The sequence below is a fragment of the Sphingomonas sp. Ant H11 genome (assembly GCF_000797515.1).
GTDB lineage: Bacteria > Pseudomonadota > Alphaproteobacteria > Sphingomonadales > Sphingomonadaceae > Sphingomonas.
Map to the genome: position 1 here is coordinate 1 of NZ_JSBN01000052.1, position 8,029 is coordinate 8,029.

5 protein-coding genes and 1 pseudogene are annotated in these 8,029 nt (G+C 64.2%); 2 read left to right on the forward strand and 4 right to left on the reverse strand.

Annotation, left to right across the window (positions count from 1 at the left end):
* The coding region (locus tag NW75_RS10960) for a DNA methyltransferase (RefSeq protein ID WP_231565135.1) at window positions 1-1,709 on the reverse strand (1,709 nt) is incomplete at its 3' end.
* A gap of 168 nt (window positions 1,710-1,877) precedes the next feature.
* Window positions 1,878-3,794, reverse strand: coding sequence for an alpha/beta hydrolase family protein (locus NW75_RS10965; protein WP_033965259.1), 1,917 nt, complete (start codon window positions 3,792-3,794; stop codon window positions 1,878-1,880).
* Window positions 3,795-4,030: 236 nt separating this feature from the next.
* On the opposite strand from NW75_RS10965, the gene NW75_RS10970 reads away from it, so the two are divergent.
* Entirely contained in the window at window positions 4,031-5,062 is a 1,032-nt protein-coding gene (locus tag NW75_RS10970; protein ID WP_137902870.1) for a hypothetical protein, read from the forward strand.
* The gene (locus NW75_RS10975; RefSeq protein ID WP_033965256.1) at window positions 5,062-5,349 is read left to right on the forward strand and encodes a hypothetical protein; all 288 of its coding nucleotides are present in this window, start codon (window positions 5,062-5,064) and stop codon (window positions 5,347-5,349) included. Before NW75_RS10970 ends, NW75_RS10975 begins: the two co-directional genes overlap by 1 nt.
* Window positions 5,350-5,407: 58 nt before the next feature.
* Here the strand turns inward: NW75_RS10975 and NW75_RS10980 are convergent.
* A pseudogene (locus NW75_RS10980) lies at window positions 5,408-7,530 on the reverse strand (sodium-translocating pyrophosphatase).
* Window positions 7,531-7,643: 113 nt separating this feature from the next.
* Window positions 7,644-8,029: thiamine-phosphate kinase (locus tag NW75_RS10985; protein ID WP_033965257.1), on the reverse strand; the 386-nt coding region annotated here is incomplete at its 5' end.

An 8,029-nucleotide genomic window follows, 5' to 3' on the forward strand; every position in this document is an offset into this window, starting at 1 on the left:
CCGGAGGCAGGCGGGAGGGGCTCGCCATCGTGGGTGTCGCGTGCGGACGGGCCCCCTCCACCACCAGCTTCGCTGGCGGTCCCCCTCCCCGTGCCGGGGAGGATCGTGGTGGCACCGTTCAGATATGCTCCGGCCTTGATGAACCACGCGGCGACGAAATCGAGCGTGCCGCCGCTGCCGCCGAGCCCGGCGATTGCGCGGACTTGCGCGCGTTGTTCGGGCGTCTGGAATTTCGCGCCGATGAAGGGCGGGTTGCCCATGATGTAGTGCAGCTTTTCCGGCGCGATCAGGCTCGACCAATCGGTGTCGAGCGCGTCGGCGTTGAGGATGTGCGGCGAATCCTTGAGCGGGATGCGCGCGCTATTGCCCTGAAACGCTTCATTATATTCGTTGTTGGCCAAGTGATCGGCCATCCACATCGCGACTTCGGCGATGCGCGCGGGAAATTCCTCAATCTCGATGCCGTAAAATTGCGCGACCGTCACGCGGCTGAGCAGCACCGCATCGATTTGCTGGGTGGGGTAGAGCGCTTGCAGGCAAGCGAGTTCGAGGCGGCGGATTTCGCGATAGGCGATGACGAGGAAATTGCCGCAGCCGCACGCCGGATCGAGAAAGGTGAGGCGCGAGAGCTTGGCCTGAAATTCGAGCAAGGCGGCATCGCGCCCGGTGCGGCGCGCGACCAGCCGGTCTAGCTCGGCGCGCAGATCATCGAGGAAGAGCGGGCCAATCACCTTCATGATATTGGCTTCGGACGTGTAATGCGCGCCCTTTGCGCGGCGTTCCCGGGCGTCCATCACCGATTGGAACAGCGAGCCGAAAATGGCGGGGCTGACCCCGGTCCAATCATGCCGACACGCATCGATCAAATGCTGGCGCATCGCCTTGTCGAACACGGGCGTGCGGAGCCGCCCGGTGAAGAGCTGGCCGTTGATATAGGGGAAGGCGTTGAGTTCGCCCGACAGGCCGGTCTGGCGATCGCTTTCGGGCGTATCGAGCACGTCGAACAATTCCATCAGCACGCGCCCGGTGTCGCTGCCATCCTCGCGCGTGTCGTTCTGCAGCAGTTCCAGGAACAGGTCCTTGGGCTGGAAGATGCCCGTATCGTCGGCAAACATGCAGAACAGCAAGCGGACCAGCAATTGTTCGAGATCATGGCCCTTGTAATTGGCCGCCTCCAGCGCGTCGTGCAGGCGGCCCATCAGTTCGGCGGCCTTGATCGTCACGCCAGCCTGCGTCTCGAAGGTGCGTTGGCGGCCAAGGACGAAGGCGAAGGCCTCGACATGTTTGTGCAGGTCGGCGAGCTTGAAGCGGGTTTCGGAGCCGCTATCGAGATCGAGCAGCCGCCACGTCTGGAAATCGCACGTCAGCACGTAGCGCGGCTGTTCGGCAGGTGCGATGCCGTCGATATAATCGAGCGCCTGGGTGCCTGCTTTGTCGAGATCGAGCTTGGCGCTTTTCTGTTCGATCAGCAGCGTGCGCGGCCAGAACAGGTCCATGAAGCCGTGCTTGTTGCTGAGCAGCTTTACGCGCTGCTCATAGGTGGCGACACGGCGGCGCTTGACGCCGAAGATGTCGAAGAAATCATTGTAGAAGGACTGGGTTTCGCCTTTTTCGTAATGCGCATCCGCCCAGTCTTCGCTGAACGCGCGTGCGCGGCGTTTGATCTCGTCCCAGCCCAGCCGCATCATGTACTCCCCGTGGATACGCATGTGGCGGATTAGGCCCGAGAAACGCAAGCGCTTTGGCGGCAGGTGGCGGGGTGGTGGCCAGCGCCGCGGCAAAGCCGCGTCGTCGGTCGGATCGGGCGGGGAGCCCGCCCGTTCGCCGGCCGGGCTTGCGCGGATCCGCGGCTAACGCTGCGCCGTTAGCCTTGGGCGCTACGCCGGATTATGCTCCTTCAAAAACGCCTCCAACGCCTTCAGAAACTCCAGCCGGTCGGCCTCGCGCGTGAAATGGTGGTCGCCCAGCGGTTGCTCGATATAGAGATAGGGCTTGCCCGCCGCCTTCAGCTTCGCCGCCATGTCGCGCGATTGCTTGACGGGGACGACGGTGTCCTTCTTGCCGTGCATGATCAGGATCGGCATCGAGAATTGCGCCGCGCCGTAAAGCGGGGAAACCGCCTTCAGATCGGGGGCCTGGTCGCGCAGATAATCCTTGTTGCGCCCGCCATTGAGGAAGGCCCCGTCATAGCGCAGCATGGCGGGCATATCCGACACCCCGGCAAAGGACACCGCGCAGCGATACACCGCGCCATCGCGCTGCGCCCCGCGAAACGCGGCATAGCCGCCATAGGAGCCGCCGACGATGCAAACGCGCTTGGCATCGGCGAGGCCGCTATCCGCCGCCCATTTGACGGCGTCGGTCAAATCGTCCTGCATGGCGAGGCCCCATTGTCCGCGCCCCTTTTTGGTGAAGGCGGTGCCGAAGCCCGAGGACCCGCGATAATTGGGTTGCAGCACGGCATAGCCGCGGCTGGCGAGGAATTGCGTCCACCAGTCCCAGCTTTCGTCATCGCGCGCGAACGGGCCGCCATGCGGCAGCAGGATCAGCGGCAGGTTCTTTGCTTCCTTGCCGGGCGGCAAAGTGAGCACGGCGGAGATTTCGAGCCCGTCGCGCGCCTTGTATTTGATCGTGCGCACCGGGGCATAGGCCTTCAGCCCGAGCGCTTCGTTGACCGTCCCCATCATGTGCATCACGCCTTCGGCCTGGCGGAAGATGTAATAGGCACCGGGGCGATCGGGGCCGCCGACATGGACGATCAGCACCTGGAAATCCTTGCTCCACGACACGATCCGCGCGGTGCGGGTGCCGACGGCCGCATCGAGCTTGGTCTGGATGTCGGCGAGCGCGGGATCGATCCAGTGCACGCGCGGGCGCGTGTCGGTATATTGCACGCCAACGAGGCGCGTGCCGCTCTCGTCGCTGATGATGCTGTCAATATCATAACCGGGCACGCCGAACAGTTTCGCCCCGGTCTTGAGCGTTGCCAGATCGAGCGGATAGAGCGCGGTCACGTCATCGGCATCGCTGATCGACAGCGCCTTGCCGGGTTCGGGCAGGAACATGGCGGGGGTGTTGCCGAGATCGGCATCCTTGCCCTTCGCCTTGACGAGCGTGCGGAAGGGCTGGGCGGCGCTGTCGCGGTAGAGCAAGCGGTAGGAGCGCGTGTCATCGTCATAGGCAAGTCCCGAGCGCACCGTGCCGGTGCCATCGGCATACCAGTCCATGACGGTTTCGCGCGGCGGCTGCACCTGCACGCTGTGGCCGTTGGTGACATCGAAATCGCGCACTTCGGGCCAGAACCCTGCGGTATCGCGATAGATCGAGGTTTGCAGGGCGAGGCGGATGTGCGGGCTGCCATCGCGCGCGATCCACAGGATGTCGTCGGCCCCTTGCGCGGCGAGATCCTTGCCGAGCACGTTGATCTTCTTGCCATCGGCGCTGATGCCGATCGTGCGGCGCAGATACCAGCTATCCCCCTCGACCGGGGCGGTGGCACCGATCGTGGCGACGAGCCAGTCATTATTGACCCAGGCCCAGCTGTTGAGATCGTTGGGGCCGGGGCTGATCATCACCAGCTTGCTGGTGTCGTCGAGCGGGACGATGGCGAAGCGTTGCTCGCCCTTGATCGCCATCTTGACCGCGACGCGCGTGCCATCGGGCGAGAGTTCGGGGTTTTGCAGAAAGGGGAGCCTGGCAAAGGCTTCGGCGGGGAGCGGCGCGGTGGCGGCGGTGGGGGCGGCAACCGGCGCGGGCCCCTGCGCGTGGACGACACCGGCGGATACCGCAGTCATGATCGCCAGCGCCTGCCAGTAACGGTATAGTATCACGGTGATTTTTCCTCCCCCAGGATGCAGCCGAGCTTTTATTGCCGACGCGCGCGCTGACAAGGGGGATGAAAAGAAAAAACGCGATTATTGTGTGAAAACGACCACCCGTCACAAAATGTGCGAGTGCGGTGCCGTTTCTTTGTACCTGCCATGCCGATCCAAAGACTCCGCAGGCATGGTTGCAGCGTGCCTGACACGAGATGGCACATAAATATCTGAAATATAACTCGACTGTAGAAAACATCATTTTATTGATAATAGCAGCACACTGTGTCAGTTTGAGTTTGCTTTCTAATAAACGATATGGGGAGGGGGTGGAGGTGCCAGGTGATCCATTAGTTCCGATCAATATCATCGCGCGCGGGATGGGTGATGTTTTGCGAAGAGTGGCCGTCGGGGGATTTGCCATGTCGCTTGCCGGGTGCGCGACCGTGAGCGGATTTCCAAATTCGGCGTTCGATACTACGCAAGTCAATGCCGAAATTGCGCCGTATCTGCTGGCAGCAAAGGTCACCGCCTATGACTCCTGCCAGGCCAAGAAGGCGTGCCGCAACGATATCATCGACGCCCGGCTGCGCGCGATCGACCTGCGTTTTGGCGAATATGAGCGCAATCTTTACAAAGAAGGGGTCGGCTTCGGTGTCGGAACCGACTGGATCGCGCTTGCGCTGAACGGGGTCGGCTCGGTGAGCGCGGCGTCGAAGGCGCTGTCGGCGGCCTCGGCCGGCGTACTGGGGGCGCGCGCCTCGTTCGAGAAGCAGGCGCTGTACAACATGACCATGCCCGCGATGCTGGCGCAGATGGTGGCGAAACGGCGCGAAGTGCTGGCCCGCATCCGCGAGGGCGAATCGCAGGATGTCGCCGCATATTCGCTGTTCCGCGCGCTCAACGACATCGATGACTACGCCTTTGCTGGCACGCTTCCCGGTGCCATCACCGAGATTTCCAATCACGCGGGGGTGCAGGCGACCCAGGCAAATGCAGACATCAAGGCGATCCAGATCGTCGCGCCGGTTGCACAGGATTTGCAGGACCGCCGGGAAAAGATCGCTATTCTCCTGAAAGCAGCAACGGCGGCACAGTTGGGGCTGCTGCAGCGCGTGTCGGGCGGGGAGCCGAGCGACGCCGATCCGCTCCTCAATGCGCTGAACCTGCTCGATGCAGCGCGGACGACGGAGAAACTCGAGACCTTTTGCCAACGTTTCAAGGTTGCGGTCGGAGGGCCCTGCTAATGTCGATTGTTCAAAAAGCGTGCGACGGCAACCAGCCGCTTAGCTATCTGCAAACCGTCGTGCAGCAGGAGGAGGGCATTTACGGCCCGCTCTCCGGGCTGATGGCGCAGGCCCCCAATAATGTGATGACCTTGCAGATTGGTGCCAGCCCCGCCGTTGGCAAGCGCGCGGTGCTCGAGGTGTATAGCGGACATCCGCCCGAGAAAGACGGCCATGTGCTGATCTGCGTGGCGAATTGCCTGGTGAGCGGGGCCATGCAGAGCGTCGCTGCCTACCGACCGACCTGATCGATGGAATGTCGCGCGGCGCGGCGGCGGATGAAGTGCCGCCGCCGCGCCGTGAACCTTATCCTGCCGCCGCCAAGGCCGCGAGCAACAGCAGCGCGACGATATTGGTGATCTTGATCATCGGGTTCACCGCCGGGCCTGCCGTGTCCTTATACGGATCGCCTACCGTGTCGCCGGTGACGGCGGCCTTATGCGCTTCGCTGCCCTTGCCGCCGTGATGGCCGTCCTCGATATATTTCTTGGCATTGTCCCACGCGCCGCCGCCCGACGTCATCGAAATCGCGACGAACAGGCCCGAGACGATCACGCCCAGCAGCATCGCGCCCAAGGCGGCAAAGCCCTCGGCCTGGCCCGCCACGCTAGTGATGACGAAATAGACCAGGATCGGGGAGAGTACGGGCAGCAGCGACGGGATGATCATTTCCCGGATCGCGGCCTTGGTGACGAGATCGACGGTGCGGGCATAATCGGGGCGGCTGGTGCCCGCCATGATGCCGGGATTGTCGCGGAACTGCGCGCGGACTTCCTCGACCACCGCGCCCGCCGCGCGGCCGACCGCAGTCATCCCCATCGCGCCGAACAGATAGGGGAGCAATGCGCCCAGCAGCAGCCCGACGATGACATAGGGGTTGGAGAGCTGGAAATTGACCGTGAGATCGGGGAAATCGCGGCCCAAGTCCGAGGTGTAGGCGTTGAACAGCACGAGCGCTGCGAGCGCGGCCGAGCCGATCGCATAGCCCTTGGTCACCGCCTTGGTGGTGTTGCCGACCGCGTCCAGAGCATCGGTGCGGTGGCGCACGTCATCGGGCAGGCCCGCCATTTCGGCGATGCCGCCGGCATTGTCGGTGACCGGGCCATAGGCATCGAGCGCGACCACCATCCCGGCCTGTGCCAGCATGGCGGTGGCGGCAAAGGCGATGCCGATCACGCCCGCAAGCTGATAGGCGGCGATCACCGCGATGACGATGACGAGCGTGGGCAAAGCGGTCGATTCCAGGCTGATCGCCAGGCCCTGAATGACGTTGGTGCCGTGGCCGGTTTCCGATGCCTTGGCGATGCTGCGCACCGGGCGGAAATTGGTGCCGGTATAATATTCGGTGATCCACACCAGCAGCCCGGTGACGGCGAGGCCGATCATCATCGCGCCGAACAATTTCATGCCGGTGAACGCGCCGACATCGCCGAGAAAGGCGTTGCCGCCGAGCGGCGTGTTCATGTCGCCCAGCGTATATTGCGTGGCGAAATAGATGGCGGGGATCGACAGGCCCACGCTGACCCAGAAGCCCTTGTACAGCGCGCCCATGATCGAGCCGCTACTGCCCAGCCGCACGAAGAAGGTGCCGATAATCGAGGTGAGGATGCACACCCCGCCGACGATGAGCGGCAGCGTCATAACCTGCAGCAGATGATCGGCATTTTTGAGCGCGAGCGCGACCGAGATCATCGTCACGCCGATCGTGACCACATAGGTTTCGAACAGATCGGCGGCCATGCCGGCGCAATCGCCGACATTGTCGCCGACATTGTCCGCAATGGTGGCGGGGTTGCGGGGGTCGTCCTCGGGGATGCCGGCTTCCACCTTGCCGACCAGATCGCGCCGACATCGGCGGCCTTGGTGAAGATGCCGCCGCCCAGACGCGCGAAGATTGAGATGAGCGAGGCGCCGAAGGCCAAGGCGGTGAGCGCCTTGACCACGACGGGCGCGCCCGCCGCGCTGCCGTTCGTGCCCGCCAGATACCAGAAGGTGCCCGAGATCGCGAGCAGGCCGAGCCCCGCCACCAGCAAGCCGGTGACCGCGCCCGAGCGGAACGCCATCGTCAGCCCGCCTTGCAGCGATGTGCGCGCGGCCTCCGCCGTGCGGACATTGGCGCGCACCGAAATGTTCATGCCGACATAGCCCGCCACGCCCGACAGCACCGCGCCGAGCGCAAAGCTGACGGCGGAGATGGGGGTGCGCATTCCGTCGAGGAACACCCACACCAAAGCGAGCACGATCACCCCGACAATGGCGATGGTGCGGTACTGGCGGCCGAGATAGGCTTTCGCGCCTTCCTGAATGGCGGCGGCGATGTCCTGCATCTTTTCGTTGCCGGGCGGTGCGCGGAGGACTTGGGCGCTGGTGATGATGCCGTAGGCGACGGCGATCAGCCCACAGATGATGGCGGCATAGACGATCGTCATGCGTATCCTTTCCCATGGTTTCCGGTGGGATGGTCGCCCGGACAGACTCTCCTTGCGCCCCCACGCTTGGCCGCCAGACTAGCGCCGGGGGATGGCTTGGCAAGCGGCGGTTGCTACCCGTGCTGAAAGCCGAGCCGGGGCGGCAGTTCGACCGGCGCGCCCGCGTCGGTGAGGGTGATGCCTTCCCCGCGCGAGAAGCTCCCGATGCGGGTGGCGGGGACGGGAAGGGGCTGGTCTGGGGCAAGCGCGAACAGCAATTGATAATCGTCGCCTGCAGTGGCGGCGGTTAGGCGCGCGGGCAGCGTGTCGCCGACGAAGGCGCGGTACGAGTCGGAGAGCGGCACGGTGGCGAGATCGATGGTGACGGCGAGGCCGCTCGCCTGGGCCATGCGGTGCGCGTCGATCAGCAGGCCGTCCGACACGTCCATCATCGCGCTGACGATCGGCGCGAGCGCCTGCCCCTCGGCGAGGCGCGGCTGCGGGCGGCGATAGGCGGCGA

Bases quoted from the DNA above. Each gene is read 5' to 3' on its own strand.
- NW75_RS10970 (WP_137902870.1), top strand. From the start codon at position 4,031: ATGGCACATAAATATCTGAAATATAACTCGACTGTAGAAAACATCATT.
- NW75_RS10975 (WP_033965256.1), top strand. From the start codon at position 5,062: ATGTCGATTGTTCAAAAAGCGTGCGACGGCAACCAGCCGCTTAGCTAT.
- NW75_RS10965 (WP_033965259.1), bottom strand. From the start codon at position 3,794: ATGACTGCGGTATCCGCCGGTGTCGTCCACGCGCAGGGGCCCGCGCCG.